10 protein-coding genes and 1 pseudogene are annotated in these 14652 nt (G+C 73.0%); 8 read left to right on the forward strand and 3 right to left on the reverse strand.

Translation table 11 applies throughout. The annotated features are described in order from the left end of the window. The first annotated feature begins 65 nt into the window (after positions 1–65). On the forward strand, positions 66–965 hold the full coding sequence (locus ACFT2C_RS27710; RefSeq protein WP_377210331.1) for a carbohydrate ABC transporter permease: 900 nt from the start codon (positions 66–68) through the stop codon (positions 963–965). Further along, positions 965–1852, forward strand: a complete 888-nt coding sequence (locus ACFT2C_RS27715; protein ID WP_377210322.1) for a carbohydrate ABC transporter permease — start codon at positions 965–967, stop codon at positions 1850–1852. Before ACFT2C_RS27710 ends, ACFT2C_RS27715 begins: the two co-directional genes overlap by 1 nt. 98 nt (positions 1853–1950) lie before the next feature. On the opposite strand, the gene ACFT2C_RS27720 is transcribed toward ACFT2C_RS27715, so the two are convergent. Beyond that, positions 1951–2289: a hypothetical protein gene (locus ACFT2C_RS27720; protein ID WP_377210323.1), complete on the reverse strand. Its 339-nt coding sequence runs from the start codon at positions 2287–2289 to the stop codon at positions 1951–1953. Between the two features lie 194 nt (positions 2290–2483). On the opposite strand from ACFT2C_RS27720, the gene ACFT2C_RS27725 reads away from it, so the two are divergent. Next, positions 2484–4580 carry a sensor histidine kinase gene (locus ACFT2C_RS27725; protein WP_377210324.1) on the forward strand — a complete coding sequence of 699 codons (2097 nt, stop codon included), beginning with the start codon at positions 2484–2486 and terminating at the stop codon, positions 4578–4580. Then, positions 4577–5236: a response regulator gene (locus ACFT2C_RS27730; protein ID WP_377210325.1), complete on the forward strand. Its 660-nt coding sequence runs from the start codon at positions 4577–4579 to the stop codon at positions 5234–5236. The genes ACFT2C_RS27725 and ACFT2C_RS27730 overlap by 4 nt, the downstream gene beginning before the upstream one ends. On the opposite strand, the gene nhaA is transcribed toward ACFT2C_RS27730, so the two are convergent. Together nhaA and ACFT2C_RS27740 are read right to left on the reverse strand one after the other, a co-directional pair. Next, a complete protein-coding gene (gene nhaA / locus ACFT2C_RS27735) occupies positions 5233–7107 on the reverse strand; it encodes a Na+/H+ antiporter NhaA (RefSeq protein ID WP_377210326.1) in 1875 nt (624 codons plus the stop codon). The genes ACFT2C_RS27730 and nhaA overlap by 4 nt on opposite strands. Positions 7108–7184: 77 nt before the next feature. Continuing rightward, the gene (locus ACFT2C_RS27740) at positions 7185–7655 is read right to left on the reverse strand and encodes a MarR family winged helix-turn-helix transcriptional regulator (RefSeq protein ID WP_377210327.1); all 471 of its coding nucleotides are present in this window, start codon (positions 7653–7655) and stop codon (positions 7185–7187) included. Positions 7656–7781: 126 nt separating this feature from the next. Here ACFT2C_RS27740 and ACFT2C_RS27745 point away from each other — a divergent pair. From ACFT2C_RS27745 to ACFT2C_RS27760, 4 genes and pseudogenes are all read left to right on the forward strand, one after another. After that, a pseudogene (locus ACFT2C_RS27745) lies at positions 7782–7946 on the forward strand (alpha/beta fold hydrolase); the annotation flags it as partial. Beyond that, on the forward strand, positions 7922–8686 hold the full coding sequence (locus tag ACFT2C_RS27750; protein ID WP_377210328.1) for an alpha/beta fold hydrolase: 765 nt from the start codon (positions 7922–7924) through the stop codon (positions 8684–8686). The pseudogene ACFT2C_RS27745 and the gene ACFT2C_RS27750, both read left to right, overlap by 25 nt. Before the next feature lie 116 nt (positions 8687–8802). Next, entirely contained in the window at positions 8803–9798 is a 996-nt protein-coding gene (locus ACFT2C_RS27755) for a hypothetical protein (protein WP_377210329.1), read from the forward strand. Between the two features lie 135 nt (positions 9799–9933). Beyond that, positions 9934–14619, forward strand: a complete 4686-nt coding sequence (locus ACFT2C_RS27760; RefSeq protein WP_377210330.1) for a S8 family serine peptidase — start codon at positions 9934–9936, stop codon at positions 14617–14619. Positions 14620–14652 lie beyond the last annotated feature (33 nt).

The following is a 14652-nucleotide window of genomic DNA, read 5'->3' on the forward strand; positions in this document are numbered from 1 at the left end:
GCCGTCGGGTGAACCCCGACGGCGCGCGGCTCTGCCAACAACAGGACCACCACCGAGGGACCTCAATGCTCAAGAAACTGCGGCGGGTCGGGCCACCGCTCCTCATGCTCGCCCCGTCCCTGATCCTCGTCGGCGTCTTCGTCTACGGGCTGATCGTCGCCAACTTCACCACGTCCCTGACGGACAACCACACGGCAGCACAGGCCACCGGGCAGAAGCCGGCGGTCAACGTGTGGTTCGAGAACTACCTCGACCTGCTGGGCAGCCCGGACTTCCAGCACTCGCTGATGAACCTCGTCCTGTACACGGTCGTGTTCCTCGCCGGGACCATGATCATGGGCTTCCTGTGGGCCTGGATGCTGGAGAAGCCCGTGAAGGGCGAGGGCATCTTCCGCTCCGTCTACCTCTTCCCGATGGCGGTCTCGTTCATCGCCTCGGGCGTCGTGTGGCGCTGGCTGCTCAACTCCAACCAGGACGAGCAGGCCTCCGGCCTCAACCGGCTGTTCCAGATCATCGGGCTCGACGCCCTGCAGAACAACTGGTGGAACAACGTCACCTTCGGCATCATCGCCATCGCGATCCCCGCGATCTGGCAGCTCTCCGGCTACGTGATGGCGCTGTTCCTCGCCGGGTTCCGCGGCATCCCCGACGAGCTGCGCGAGGCCGCGCGGATCGACGGCGCGAGCGAGTGGAAGATGTACAGGTACGTCCTGTTCCCGCAGCTCTCGCCGATCGCCCTGTCCGCGCTGATCATCATCGGCCACATGTCGCTCAAGGCGTTCGACCTCATCATGTCGATCTCCAAGCCGGCCAACTACCAGACCAAGGTCCCGGCCGTCGACATGTACGTGTTCAAGTCGAGCTTCGACTACGCGAACGCCGCCGCCGTCGGCTCGATCCTGCTGATCATCGTCGCGCTCGTCATCGTGCCGTACCTGATCCGCACGAACCGCGAGGAGAAGTGATGACCGCCGCAGCCGAGCAGCTCACCGCGCCGCACCCGGCGCCCAGCGGGCCGCGCCTGAGGACGGGCCGGTACTCCACCGCCCGCACCCTGAAGTACCTGGCGCTGATCCTCTTCGTGCTCATCGTCCTGATCCCCGTGTACGTGCTGCTGGTGACGAGCTTCAAGGCCACCGGCGACGCCGACCCCAGCCGCGCGTGGGCCCTGCCCCAGCTCTGGACGCTCGACAACTGGGAGACGGCGTGGGTGAGCCTGTCGCCCTCGATCCTGCGCAGCCTCGAGATCGTGGTGCCGAGCGCCATCATCTCGGCGTTCCTCGGGTCGCTGAACGGGTTCGTGCTGGCCCGGTGGAGCTTCCGCGGCGCGGACATCGTGTTCACGGTGATCCTGTTCGGGATGTTCATCCCGTACCAGGCCGTGATGATCCCGCTCAACCAGCTCGTCCTGGGCCTGGGGATACCGAGCGGTGTGCCGACGCTGATCATGCTGCACGTGATCTACGGCATCCCGATCACGACGCTGATCTTCCGCAACTACTACACGACGGTGCCGAACGAGCTGATCGAGGCGGCGCGCGTCGACGGCGCGGGCATGCTGCGGACCTACTGGTCGATCCTGCTGCCGATCTCGGTCCCCAGCTTCGTCGTGGTGCTCATCTGGCAGTTCACCTCGGCCTGGAACGACTTCCTGTTCGCGGTGTTCTTCTCGTCGTCCCAGAACGGCCCCGTCACCGTGGCGCTGAACAACCTGGCCAACGGCGCGCTGCTGCAGAACTACGGCGTCTCCATGGCGGGCGCGCTGTTCGCGTCGCTGCCGACGCTCGTGGTCTACATCATCCTCGGCAAGTACTTCGTCGGCGGCCTCATGTCGGGCTCGGTGAAGGGCTGAGCCCAGGCACGGATGGTCGGTAAGACGTCAGGAGATCGGCAGCCCGGGCTGCCGATCTCCTGACGTTCTACCGACCATCCGCCACGACCCTTGCGTGGTCAGGCCGGCGACACCTTGGGCCGCCTGGCGCCGGCGAGGAACACGAGCAGCAGCGCGAGCGAGCTGACGACGAGGCCGATCATCGCGCCCCCGCTGTCCGAGACGAGCGCGATGATCGCGCCGATCACGTTGACGGCGGCGACGACGAGGGCGGCCGGGAAGCCCCACGTGGTATTGAGGGCGAGGCCGAACGCGGCCACGAACCCCGCGACGCCCAGCGCCACGATGGCGACGGCGAGCGCCAGCGCGGGCTTCGGTTCGGTTCCGAACGGGTAGCCGACGTTCATCAGCGAGATCAGGGCGAGCGGGAAGATCGCGAGGATCCGGACGAGCTTCATGATGTTCTCCTGACTGCGGTGGCCCGGCCGGCTTGTCGTGCCAGGCGCTGATGACCTGATCGTCGGCCGCCGGTCGTTCCCGCGGACAGAGCCGGGGTTCACCGGAGACTCCCGCGTCTGCGGGACAACCTCCCGATGTCCGGGAATCCCGCTCCATTGCGGGCGCACCGGTGACGAGTCAGGGTTGAGGCATTGTGACCAGCACCGTGACCAGCGTCGTGACCAGGCGCACCTGGTCGCCGCGCACCCACCCGGTGCCGGCGGCGGGCCTGCTGCTGGCCGTCGCCGTCGTCGGGGCAGCCGTCACGGTTGCCGCGCTCCCGATGCTGAACCCTGCCCCTCGCGACCAGGTGACGCAGATCGCGACGACGCTCGCCTACGTCGTGCCGTACGCGCTCGTCGGCGCCGTCCTCGTCGCGCGTCGTCCGGATCTCCCGTTCGGCTGGCTGCTCTCGGGCTGCGCCGCGGTCGTCGCCGTCGGCTTGGCGATTGCCTCGCAGTCCTACGCCGCACTCAGCCGCGGCGCGGACAGCCCGGTGCTCGAGTACGGCTGCCTGCTGGCCACGGTGCAGTTCCTGCCGGCAGCGGTCCAGGGCCTGGTGAACGTCCGGTTCCCGAGCGGCCGGGTGACGTCGCGGTTCGGGCGGGTGCTGAACTGGCTGCTCATCGCGGGGATCGCGCTCGGCCTGACCGGGGGGCTGCTCGGCGACTGGTCGCTCGAGCTGAACCGCGTCGACGGCACGACGGCGACCATCCACAACCCGCTGACGGGTGGGACGGCCGTCGGGGAGGTCGCGCTGGCCCTCACCGCAGCCATCCCGCTCGTGATCCTGGTGGGGATCGTCGCCGGGCTCCGGATCGTCCGCCAAGCCTGGAAGGCCACCGGCGTCGAACGCGACCAGCTCCGATGGCGCGCATACGGCGTCGTGCTCTCGCTCGCCCTGTTCCCGCTCGCCGTCACCGAGACGCTCCCGCTCGCGGTGAACCTCGCCGACGGGCTCCTGTTCACCACCACCCTGGTCATCCCGATCCTCCGCTACCGGCTGTGGGCGATCGACAACATCATCCGGAGGTCCGCGGCGTACCTGCTGGTGACGGTCCTGGTGACCGGGATCTTCGCCGCGTCGGCGGCCGGCGTCACGGCGCTCCAGGGAGAGCGGGTCGGGCTGGTGACCGCCGCGGTGGTCGCGGCGCTCGTCCTCGGCCCGGCGCTGCGCCGCAGCCAGCGGCTGGTCGACGAGCTCTTCTACGGCCATCGCAGCGATCCCTCCCGCGCGTTGCGCGACCTCAGCCGGCAGCTCGACGCCGTGGCCGACCCGGGCGAGGTCCTGAAGACCGTGGTCACGGCGGTCGCGGACTCGCTCCGGCTGCCCTATGTCGCGATCGAGCGGCCCCGTGACGGCTCGGTGCTGGCCCAGCACGGCGACCGGAAGCCCGCGGACAGGGACAGGGACACGGACACGGAGACGGACGCCGAGCTCGGCCGCTGGCCACTCATGTCCCAGGGCGCGCCCGTCGGCACCCTGGTCGCCGCCCCGCGGCGCGGGGAGTCGACGCTGGACGCGCGCGACCGCGCAGTGCTGGCCGACCTGGCACGACAGGCGGGCGCCGCCGTGCACGCGGCGGCGCTCACCGCCGACCTGGTGGCCTCCCGCCAGCGCCTTGTCGAGGCGCGCGAGGAGGAGCGGCGCAGGCTGCGCCGCGACCTGCACGACGGCCTGGGCCCGCTCCTGACCAGCGTCGGGCTCAACCTCGACGCGCTCAGGTCCCGGCTGACTGCCGGCGACGGCGACCCGCTCGTACTCCTCGCTCGCGCCAAGGAAGCGTCCAGCCAGGCCATCGCCGATCTGCGCTCAGTCGTCTACTCCCTCCGCCCGCCCGCGCTGGACGACCTCGGAGTGGTCGGGGCGATCACCGCTCACGTGCACCGGATCGAGGACGGCAGCACGGTCGACATCGAGGTCGAGGGCGACGCTCTGCCGGCGCTGCCCGCCGCGGTCGAGGTCGCGCTGTTCCGCATCGCGGTCGAGGGCGTGACCAACGCGGTGCGGCACGCCGGGGCGCGCACCTGCCGGATCCGGCTCGACGTCACCGACGGCAGCGCGGTCGTCGAGGTCGTGGACGACGGCCCGTCGCGTGTGCCGTGGGCGCACGGCGTCGGCACCGTCGCCATGCGGGAACGCGTGTCCGAGCTCGGCGGGACGCTGGAGATGGGTCCCACGGGAGCGGGCGGCCGGCTCCGTGCGTCGTTCCCGTTGGCCGAGCCACCACGAACGGAGGCCAGCAGATGACGACCGAGGGAACCATCCGTGTCGTCATCGTCGACGACCACCAGCTCGTACGGCAGGGGCTCGAAGCGGTCCTCGCCTCGGACGCGGGCGTCGCCGTCGTCGGCCAGGCCGCCGACGGCCGCGCCGCGGTGGAGGTGGTCGCCGACGCCGAGCCCGACGTCGTCCTGATGGACCTGCAGCTCCCGGAGCTGTCGGGCCTGGAGGCCACCCGCCAGATCCTCGCGGCGCGACCCGGCACCGCGGTGCTGGTGCTGACGATGTTCGAGGACGACGGCACGGTGCACGCGGCGATAGCAGCGGGCGCCGTCGGCTACCTGCTCAAGGGGGCCGACGGCGAGGACATCCTCGCGGCCGTGCACTCCGCCGCGGCCGGCCAGGCCGTGTTCGGCGCGGCGCTCGCGCAGCGCCTGCGGACCTTGTTCGCCGACGGCCCCACGAGCAGGGCGGCGGCGTTCCCCGAGCTCACCGAGCGGGAGCGGCTGATCCTCGACAGGCTCGCCGCCGGCCTCACGAACGTCGAGATCGGCCACGCCCTGTTCCTGTCGCCCAAGACGGTGGCCAACAACGTCTCGGTGATCCTGACGAAGCTGCACCTGTCCGAGCGCGGGCAGGCGATAGTGCTGGCCCGCGACGCCGGGCTCGGCCGGTCCGGCTAGGCCCGGCCAGCGGCTGGGTCGGTGCGCTCCAGCGCCCGGACCAGCGACTGCGCGTCGTACGGCCCGGTGTGCCGGCGGCCGTTCACGAAGAACGTCGGGACGGCGGTGATGTCCATCGCCTCGGCGTCGAGCATGTCGTCCCGGACCCGCCCGGCCACCTCCGGGGACACCAGGTCCCGCTCGAACCGCTCGACGTCGAGCCCGAGATCGTCCGCGCGGCGCACGATGTCCGAGGGCAGCTGGTTCTCCTGGTCCAGGAGCAGGCTCCGTTCCATCGCGAAGAACTCGCCCTGCAGCGCCGCCGCCTCCGCCGCCTCGGCCGCCGCGACGGCGTTCGGGTGGTACCGGTCGAGCGGCGCGTGCCGCCAGACGTACCGCAGCCGGTCGCCGAGCTCCCGGTGCACCTCCTGGATCGCGCCGGACGCCTTGGAGCAAAACCCGCACTGGAAGTCCCCGTACTCGACCAGCGTGAACGGCGCGTTAGGCGGGCCGAACACGTGGTCCCGCGCGGGGTCGACGGGCCGCAGCAGCGTGGCCCCGGCCTCCTTCGCCGGGTGCACCCGGTCGGAGACCTTGAAGATCACCGCGGCGATCAGGAACGCGACGACCGACGCCGAGAGCACGCCCACGCGGGCCTCGTTCTGCACCGCCGGGTCGTCGATGGCGAGGTCGACGATGAACAGGGCGATCGTGAAGCCGATGCCGCACAGCGCGCCGCCGCCGGCGAGGCGGTCGAGCGTCAGGCCGGGTCCCAGGTCGCCGATGCGCAGCGCCTTCATCACGGCACCCGACCCCAGGACGCCGACGTACTTTCCGACGACGAGCCCCACCACGATGCCCAGCGTCACGGCCGAGCCGGCCGCCGCGGCCAGGATCTCCGCGTTGATCTGCACGCCCGCGTTGGACAGCGCGAAGAGCGGCAGGATCACGTAGGCCACGTACGGCGCGTACGCGGACTGCAGCCGCTCGTTGATCGAGATGGACTCACGGAGGCTGTTCGCGGCGGCCCGCGCGTAGTCGCTGTTCGGCGACTGCCGGAACGTGCGCGCCAGGGTCAGCGCGTGCTCGACGTCCCGCCGGCTGGGCCGGTAGACCGGCACCAGGAGCGCGATGGCGACGCCGGCCAGCGTCGGGTGCACGCCGGAGGCCAGGAACGCGAGCCAGACGATGATCGAGAGCGTGGCATAGATCGGCCCGCGGCCGGTGGGCACGTACCGCGTGAGGTAGACGCCGACCAGGCCGACCGCCGCGATCAGCAGCGGGAGGGGGTCGAAGTTCTCGGTGTAGACGAGCGCGATGATCGACAGCGCCCCGATGTCGTCGACGACGGCGAGCGCCAGCAGGAACACTCGCAGCCTCCCGGGCGCCCTCGGCCCGATGAGCGCCAGCGCGCCGACGACGAACGCGGTGTCCGTCGAGATGACGATCCCCCACGCGCCCTCCCAGCCGGTCCCCTGGGCGATCAACACGTAGAGGACGGCGGGGACGGCGAGCCCCGCGGCGGCGGCCACCACCGGCACCACGGCCCGGGACCAGCTCGTGAGCTCGCCGATGGCGAACTCGCGGCGCACCTCCAGGCCGACCGTGAAGAAGAACAGGGCCATGAGCGCGTCGTTGACCAGGGCGTGCAGCGTGAACTCGACCTGCAGGTCCTCCACGCCGACGCTCAGGTGCGTCTCCCAGAACTCGCTGTACGAGCCGAAGGAGACATTGGCCCAGACGATCGCCGCGACGGTCCCGAGCAGCAGGAGGAGCGCGCCCAGGCGGCTCTGGCCCAGGGAGCGGATCCGCTCGGCGATCGAGGGCCACCGCGCGCCCGGGTCGTGCGTCTCCGGGTCGGGCGACCGCTCCACGATCGTCAGGTTCGCCATCACGTCTCCTGTCAGCCTCCGGCTCAGGCTAGTGCGTGCCGCACCGGGCGGCCGGTCGATTCACCCGCGAGCGGACCTCAGCCGGCGTCCTGCGCGACCCAGCCCGGCTCGTCCACGCGCACCGCGCCGTCCCCGACCAGCTTCGTCAGCTGGGCCTCCAGCGCCGCCAGCTCGGCGGCGCCGATCTGCCGCGCCCACTTCTCGCGTAGCTCGTCGAAGATCGACTCCCCTTGCCGCAGTACCTCGAACCCGAGCGGCGTCACCTGCAGCCGCTTGCGCCGGGCGTCGCCGGGGTCCGGCTCACGCGACACGTAGCTGCGGTCGACGAGGACCGCGATGGTCTTCGCCGCCGCCTGCTTCGAGACCGACGTGCGCCGCCCCAGGTCGGCGGCGCTGTCGGCGCCCGCAGCGATGGCACGCATCGCGAAGTCGTGCACCGGGCGGACGTCGTCGTACCCGCGGGCCGCCAGCTCCACCGTCGCGGCGTCCACGAGCGTCCGAAAGCCGCCCAGCAGCAGGAGTGCGAGATCAGCGCCAGATCGAGACATGGGCCCAGCCTAGAGCGCTCATTGACAACGACAACCGGGTTGTCTATGTTTGGACAACCCGGTTGTCCATCTAGCCGACCTGGCGACACCTTCCTGGCGACACTGGCGACACAAGGAGCACCGAGCATGAGCATCGCGACGTCGAGCACGCCCGTCCCCGGCATCACGCACCACACGGCGGGGGTCAACGGGACCGAGCTTCACTACGTGTCCGCGGGCGCCGACGGCTCCCCGGTCCTGCTGGTCCACGGGTTCCCGGAGACCTGGTGGGCGTTCCACCGGCTCATCCCCCTGCTGGCCGAGCGACACCGGGTGTTCGCCGTCGACCTGCGCGGATTCGCGACTCGGGCACGGCAGAGGCCGGCCACGACAGCACGACGGCGGCCGCCGACCTGCACGGCCTCGTCGAGCGGCTCGACGTCGGCCCCGTGCACCTCACGGGCCAGGACATCAGCGGAGCCACGGTGTTCCGGCTCGCGGCCACGCACCCCGAGGCCGTCCGCAGCCTCACCGCCGTCGAGACGGGCCTGCCCGGCTTCGGGGTCGAGGCGCTGGGCGACGTCACCCACGGCGGCTTCTGGCACATCGGCGCGCTGGCGGCGCCCGGCATCCCCGAGCTGTTCCTCGCGGGCCGCGAACGAGAGTTCCTCGGGTGGGCGTTCCCGGCCATGACCGCGGTCGAGGGTGCGATCGCCGCGGCCGACGTCGACGAGCTCGTCCGCGCGTACTCCCGTCCGGGCGGGTGGACGGGGGCGGCCGCGCACTACCGGTCGATGCTCACCGACGGCGACGAGATCAGGGCCCTTGCCGCGTCGAGCCCGCTGACCATGCCGGTCCTGGCCGTCGGTGCGGGCGGCGGCCCGTTCACCGCCCGGACCATGCGCCAGGTCACGGCGGGCGAGGTCCGGGACGTGCGGCTCGACGCCGTCGGCCACTACGCCGCCCTGGAGGCGCCGGCCGCCCTGTCGGCCGCGATCCTCGACTTCCTGGCGGACGTCGACGCGGTGAGCGCCGGCCGACCCGTGAGCTGACCACAGCAGTTCCTGCCACGATCGAGGCCGTGTGGCAGGAACTGCTGTGCTCAAACCGCGGTCGGACGGCGGGTGGGTCGGCCGCAGGCTGGTCGGCCGCGGCCTACGCTGCGGGCATGGCAGCGGACCCCGATCTCGACAGCGGCTTCGACGCCGTCGGCATCGACGACGACACCCGGCTGGTCTACCGGTACGTGCTCGCCCAAGGCACGGTCCGGGTGGAGGACGTCGCCCAGGACGTGCCGCTCGACGGGACCGACACCGGCGCGATGCTGGCGCGGCTGCGGGCCGCCGGGCTGATCAACCGCACGAGCGGCAGCGAGGGCGAGTACACGGCGGTGGATCCCCGGATCGCCCTGCGCGCGCTGGCCGAGCGGACCGAGGCGCACCTCGACCGCATCCGCGCCGCGATCCCGGACCTGGCCGAGCTGTTCGAGCAGACGGCCGACACCGGCGAGTCCGGCGGCGGCGTCCACGTGATCGACGACCCCGCGCTGATCGGCGCCTGGTACACCCGCCTCGAGCACGAGGTCACCACGGAGTTCATGGCGTTCGACCGGCCGCCGTACGTCCTGGCGGGCGAGAACCCCGTCGAGCCGCTCGTGCTGGAGCGCGGCGTGCTGTGGCGGGCCGTCTACGCCGCAGAGGTCCTGGAGCGGCCGGGCGCCTGGGCGGAGATCCGCTACGCGGCCGCCGTCGGCGAGCAGGCCCGGATCGCGCGGTCGCTGCCCACCAAGCTCGCCATCGCCGACCGGCGGACGGCGCTGGTCAGCTCCACGCTCGACGCGCACCGGCCGACGGCGGTGGTGGTCGAGGGCGGCCCGCTCGTGGACCTGCTGTGCGTGGCCTTCGAGGCGGTGTGGGCCGACTCGGCCGAGGTGCCGGCGGCCGACAGCCTGGAGGGCGCCGCTCCCCCGGACCGTGGCCCCGGCAAGGACGACCGGGCGCTGCTCGCCCTCCTCGGCTCGGGCGCGAAGGACGAGACCATAGCGCGCGAGCTCGGGCTGTCCGAGCGGACGCTGCGGCGGCGCAGCGCGGACCTGCTGCGCCGGCTGGGCGCGGCCAACCGCTTCCAGGCGGGCGTCCAGGCCGTCCGCCGCGGCTGGCTCTGACACGTCGATGGCGGGTGAAAAAGAGGGTCCCCGCGTGACCGGCGTGTAAACAGTTGCGGCCGGTACCGGCCAGTGGCCGCAACCGGCCAGCCGGACCATTGCCCATCCGGTCCGGCGGCGGATAGACAACCCCTCATGCAACCTCTGTCCTCTGGCCGCCGCTGGGGTGCCCTCGTCACGGGCACCCTCGTCACGGCCTCCGCGATCCTGCCTCCGGGCGCCGCCGTCGCAGCCCCGGACCCCGCGCCCGACCGTGACCCGGTGCGGGTCATCATCGAGCTCGACGCCCCGTCCGCCGCCGACGTCGTCGGCAACGAGGAGGTCGCCGCCGCCCGCAAGGGCAAGGCCACCGCGCGCAGCGCCTTCGCCGCCGACTACCGGGCCGCCGTCGACACCGTCGAGGACGCTCAGGGCGGCGTCACCTCCTGGGCCGTCCGTCAGGACGTCGGCCTGGCGGACACCAGGTCCGTCACCGGCGTGCTCGACGCGATGGTCGCGACGGTCGACCCGGCGGACCTGTCCGAGCTGCGCGGGGCCCCCGGCGTCGCGCGCGTCACCGAGGACGCGCCGGTGCGCATCCTCGGCGAGGCGAACATCCCGGCCACGGGCGCGCCGCAAGTCTGGGAGCGCTCCGACCCCGCCGGTACCCCCGTCACGGGCGACGGCCGCACCGTCGCGATCATCGACACCGGCGTCGACTACACGCTGCCCGACCTCGGGGCCGGGTTCGGCCCGGGCCACCGGGTGGTGGACGGGTACGACTTCGTCAACGACGACGCCGACCCCATGGACGACCACATGCACGGCACCCACGTGGCGGGCATCATCGGCGCCGGCGGCGACAACCTCACCGGCATGGCGCCCGACGTCACGCTCACCGCGTGGAAGGCCATGGACGCGAACGGCGGCGGCACCACGGAGGACCTGCTGCTCGCGCTGGACGCCGCCGTCGACCCGCTGGGCGAGGCCCCGGCCGACGTCGTGAACATGAGCCTCGGCACGCCGGGCGACGGCACCGACCCGCTGGGCCGCGCGTCCACCGCCGCCGTGCGGCAGGGCGTCGTGGTCGTCGCCGCCGCGGGCAACTCCGGGCCCTCCGGCCAGAGCGTCGGCTCGCCGGCCGCCGCCGAGGGCGTCATCGCCGTCGGCGCGCAGGTCACCGGCGTCGCCGACCCGACGCTCACGCTCGACGGCGCCCAGGAGGGCGACGACCCTCGCCCGCTGGACGTCACCCGTTTCCCGCTGTCGGCGAACCCGCCCGCCGAGGGCATTTCGGGCCGCCTGGTCGACGTCGGCGACGGCTTCGACGAAGAGGACTACGAGCAGGCCGGCGACGTGCGGGGCGCGATCGTCGTGATGCAGAGCATGACCACGACGTCCCTGGGCCAGGTCCAGGGCCTCCACCTGCTGCAGGCCCAGCTCGCCGAGGAGCACGGCGCCGTCGGCGCCCTGCTCTACACGCCGAGCCCGACCGACCCGGCGGGCGACGGCGGCGCCGGCCCGCAGGGATCCGCGAACGTGCTGGCCGGCGGCGGCTTCGACCTGCGCCGCGAGAGCCTGGTCATGATGAACATCGCCTCGGCCCAGTACCAGACCTTCAAGGCCGAGGTGCTGGCCGGCACTGCACGCGGCACCATCGGCTCGGTCGACCGGACCGACACGATCACCGGCTTCAGCTCCCGCGGCCCGAGCGACGCCATGACGCTCAAGCCCGAGATCGTGGCGCCCGGCTTCGAGATCATGTCCGACATCCCGGCGGAGCTCGGCGTGGACGGCAACCAGTACCGGATGTCCGGCACGTCCATGGCCGCGCCGCACGTCGCGGGGGCCGCCGCCCTGCTGGCCCAGGCCCGGCCCGAGCAGACCGCCGCCCGGCTCCGGGCGTCGCTCATCGGCGGCGCGCAGCCGCTGGAGTCCGACGACGCCGGCGCGTCGCCGTCCGCCCAGGGCGCCGGCAAGCTCGACGTCGCCGCCGCCGTCGACCAGCGGGTCACCGCCTCCCCCGACACGCTGTCCCTGGGGCTGGCCGACATGGGCCCGGACCCCGCACGCACGAGCACCGTGGTGCTGCACAACTCGGGTAGCCGGGCGGTGACGGTCAGGCTCTCCGCGGAGGCGTCGGACGACAGCACCGGCGGGACCGAGCTGTCCGCCCGGACCCTGAAGATCAAGGCCGGCCGCGACGCCTCGGTCGACCTCACCGTCACCCCGGACATCACGTCCCCCCAGGCCGGCGCGGTCGACGCCGAGACGTCCGGCGTGCTCGTCGGCACCGTCTCGGACGGCACCACGGTGCGCGTCCCGTACGCGAGCTACGTGCGGCCGCTGCAGGTCCAGGCCTCGCCGTCGCTCGCGACGGGATCCAGCGAGGTCTTCGTCCACACGCCCATGGACCCGGAGGCGGCGCCGACCGTGCGCGCCACCGCGCCGTCGGGCGACGTCTACACCGCCGCCCTCACCGCCGTCGGCACCAGCGCCGGCTGGTTCCGCGGCACCGTGCCGCTCGACGAGCCCGGCACCTACCGGCTCGACGCCGAGGCGACCGTCACCGGGCGCACCCTCATCGGCACGAGTGGTGTGCAGTCCGAGGGCGCCGAGCAGCCGGGCGCGTGGGAGCAGGTCGGCCTGTCGGGCGCGGCCCGCGCGCTGGCCACCTCGCCCACCAGCCCGGGGACCGGCCTCGCCATGGCGGGCAACGGCGTCCACCCGTTCGTGACCACCGACTACGGCGCGACCTGGCAGCGCACGCGGAGCATGCCCGTCGCCGACGGCTGGGGCATCCCCGTGGCCGACACCGCGACGCCCGGCGGGTTCTACGTCGCGCTCAACGGCACCGTCGGCCGGGTCGTCCTCGACCCCAGCTACGCCGGCCGCATCGTGCACACGCCCGACGCCGGAGCCACCTGGACCGTCCTGCCGTTCCCGGACGTCGCGGTCCGCGAGCTCGTCGCCTACGGGGACGCGCTGGCCGCGGTCACCGACGACGGCCTCTACCTCAGCCGGGACGCCGGCCAGCAGTGGCGCCGCGTCGCCCCGGCATGGGACGCCGGCCTCGTCTCCGGCGCCGCCTTCGCGGGCGACGACCTGCTGATCGCCACCTACGACGGCGTCTACCGCATCGCCGGCGTGCTCACCGGCGGCAGCGAGGTCACCCAGCCCTACGTCACCACGGACTACCGCGACCGGCCCCAGGGCGTCGTGGCCGACGGGTCCACCGCGGTGCTGGTCCGCGGCGACGGCATCTCTATGACGTCGACCGACGGCGGCGCCACGTGGACGGAGGGCGCCGACACCGGCCAGTCCTACGTCACGGTCACCACCCTGACCGACGGCACCGTGTACGCCTCGGGCCTGTCGTCCTACAGCACGAGCTCCGACCAGGGCGCGACGTGGCAGACCCACCCGCTGCCCGTCCAGGGTCCGCTCGCCACCGACGTCGACCACTGGCCGGGGACCCCCGCGGCGCAGGTCGTCATGGCGATGGAGGGCGCCGGGTACTACACGACCGACGACGGTGACCAGTGGACCAAGACCGGCGTCTCGGGCAGCGACGTCTCCGACGTGGACGCGGGGGTGGACGCCGACGGCGACCCCGTGCTGCGCGCCGTCGACTTCGAGGGCCTGCACCAGCAGTCCCTTGCCGACCTGGCCCCGGACGCGCAGGACTGGGGCTCGATCGGCCACGAGGGCATCATCGGTCGTCAGGTGTCCGAGGTGACCCAGTCGCCGCTCGGCGACCACGACGTCTGGGCCGTGGGCACCAACGCGTTCGGCAGCGGCCGGATCCTCACCGCGGGCGCCGGGGACGCCGACGCCGACCTCGCGCAGGTCGGCCCGACCGGGGGCTTCAGCCCGACGGCGCTGGCCGTGTCCCCGCACGACGAGGGCACGGTGGCGGTGGGCTACACGTCGCTGGTCGACACGGGCCTCATGGTGTCGCGCGACGGGTTCGAGACGTGGACCAGCTATGCCCACGGGATGCTGATCCAGCAGGTCGTGATGGACCCGGTCGACGAGCGGCGGCTGTGGCTGGCGACGTCGTCCGGCCTGTACCGGTCGGACGACCTCGGCAGGACGATCACCCGCTTGACGCAGGACGCGGCGCGGTCCGTGTGGGTCGATCCGGAGGACGCCGACCACGTGGTGGTCGGCGAGACGCCGGGCATCCGGGTCAGCGCGGACGGCGGCGCGACCTTCCGGGCCGCCGAGGTGCCGAACACGTCGGCCGCTGTCGACTCGTTCGTGGCGGTCGACGTGCCGGACGGCCCGGCCGCCGGCACGCGGCTCCTGGTCGCGGGCGCAGCGCGGTGGCGGCCGTACGGGCTGGCGGCCAACGGTGCCGGGGTCCTCGTCTCGGCCGACGGCGGCGCGACGTGGGCGTCGGCATCGGGCGGCCTGACCGCGATGTCGGTGCGCTCCCTGACCGTGAGCCCGGACGGCGCGTGGGTCTACGCCGGGACGGACGAGGGCGGCGTGCACCGCACGGCGGTCGGCGCGCTCGTGCCGGCCGACCTGCTGCCCGCGGCCACGACCACGCGGATCGATGCCCCGGCCTCGGTGCGCCCCCTGGAGCCGTTCCCGGTGCAGGTCACGGTGTCCGCCGACGACGTCACGCCGTCGGGACAGGTGACCGTCACGGTCGCCCGCGAGGACGACCGGCACCCGTACGAGCGGACGGTGCGGCTGCGGGGCGGCCGCGCCGAGGTGCTCGTGCCCCCGCTGGTCCGGCTGGGCACCTACACGGTGACGGCTCAGTACGGCGGGTCGGAGGAGCTCGCGGGCTCGGAGGCGACCGCGGACCTGGAGGTGCGGCGCAGGTAGGCCCAGGCGCGGCCGGGCCCGGCGGGGCCCGGC

The sequence above is a fragment of the Promicromonospora sp. NPDC057138 genome (assembly GCF_042670845.1).
Taxonomy (GTDB): domain Bacteria; phylum Actinomycetota; class Actinomycetes; order Actinomycetales; family Cellulomonadaceae; genus Promicromonospora.

Excerpts from the sequence above, each read along its gene's own strand:
- ACFT2C_RS27710 (WP_377210331.1), top strand. The coding sequence starts at position 66 with ATGCTCAAGAAACTGCGGCGGGTCGGGCCACCGCTCCTCATGCTCGCC.
- ACFT2C_RS27715 (WP_377210322.1), top strand. The coding sequence starts at position 965 with ATGACCGCCGCAGCCGAGCAGCTCACCGCGCCGCACCCGGCGCCCAGC.
- ACFT2C_RS27720 (WP_377210323.1), bottom strand. The coding sequence starts at position 2,289 with ATGAAGCTCGTCCGGATCCTCGCGATCTTCCCGCTCGCCCTGATCTCG.
- ACFT2C_RS27730 (WP_377210325.1), top strand. The coding sequence starts at position 4,577 with ATGACGACCGAGGGAACCATCCGTGTCGTCATCGTCGACGACCACCAG.
- nhaA (WP_377210326.1), bottom strand. The coding sequence starts at position 7,107 with ATGGCGAACCTGACGATCGTGGAGCGGTCGCCCGACCCGGAGACGCAC.
- ACFT2C_RS27740 (WP_377210327.1), bottom strand. The coding sequence starts at position 7,655 with ATGTCTCGATCTGGCGCTGATCTCGCACTCCTGCTGCTGGGCGGCTTT.
- ACFT2C_RS27755 (WP_377210329.1), top strand. The coding sequence starts at position 8,803 with ATGGCAGCGGACCCCGATCTCGACAGCGGCTTCGACGCCGTCGGCATC.
- ACFT2C_RS27760 (WP_377210330.1), top strand. The coding sequence starts at position 9,934 with ATGCAACCTCTGTCCTCTGGCCGCCGCTGGGGTGCCCTCGTCACGGGC.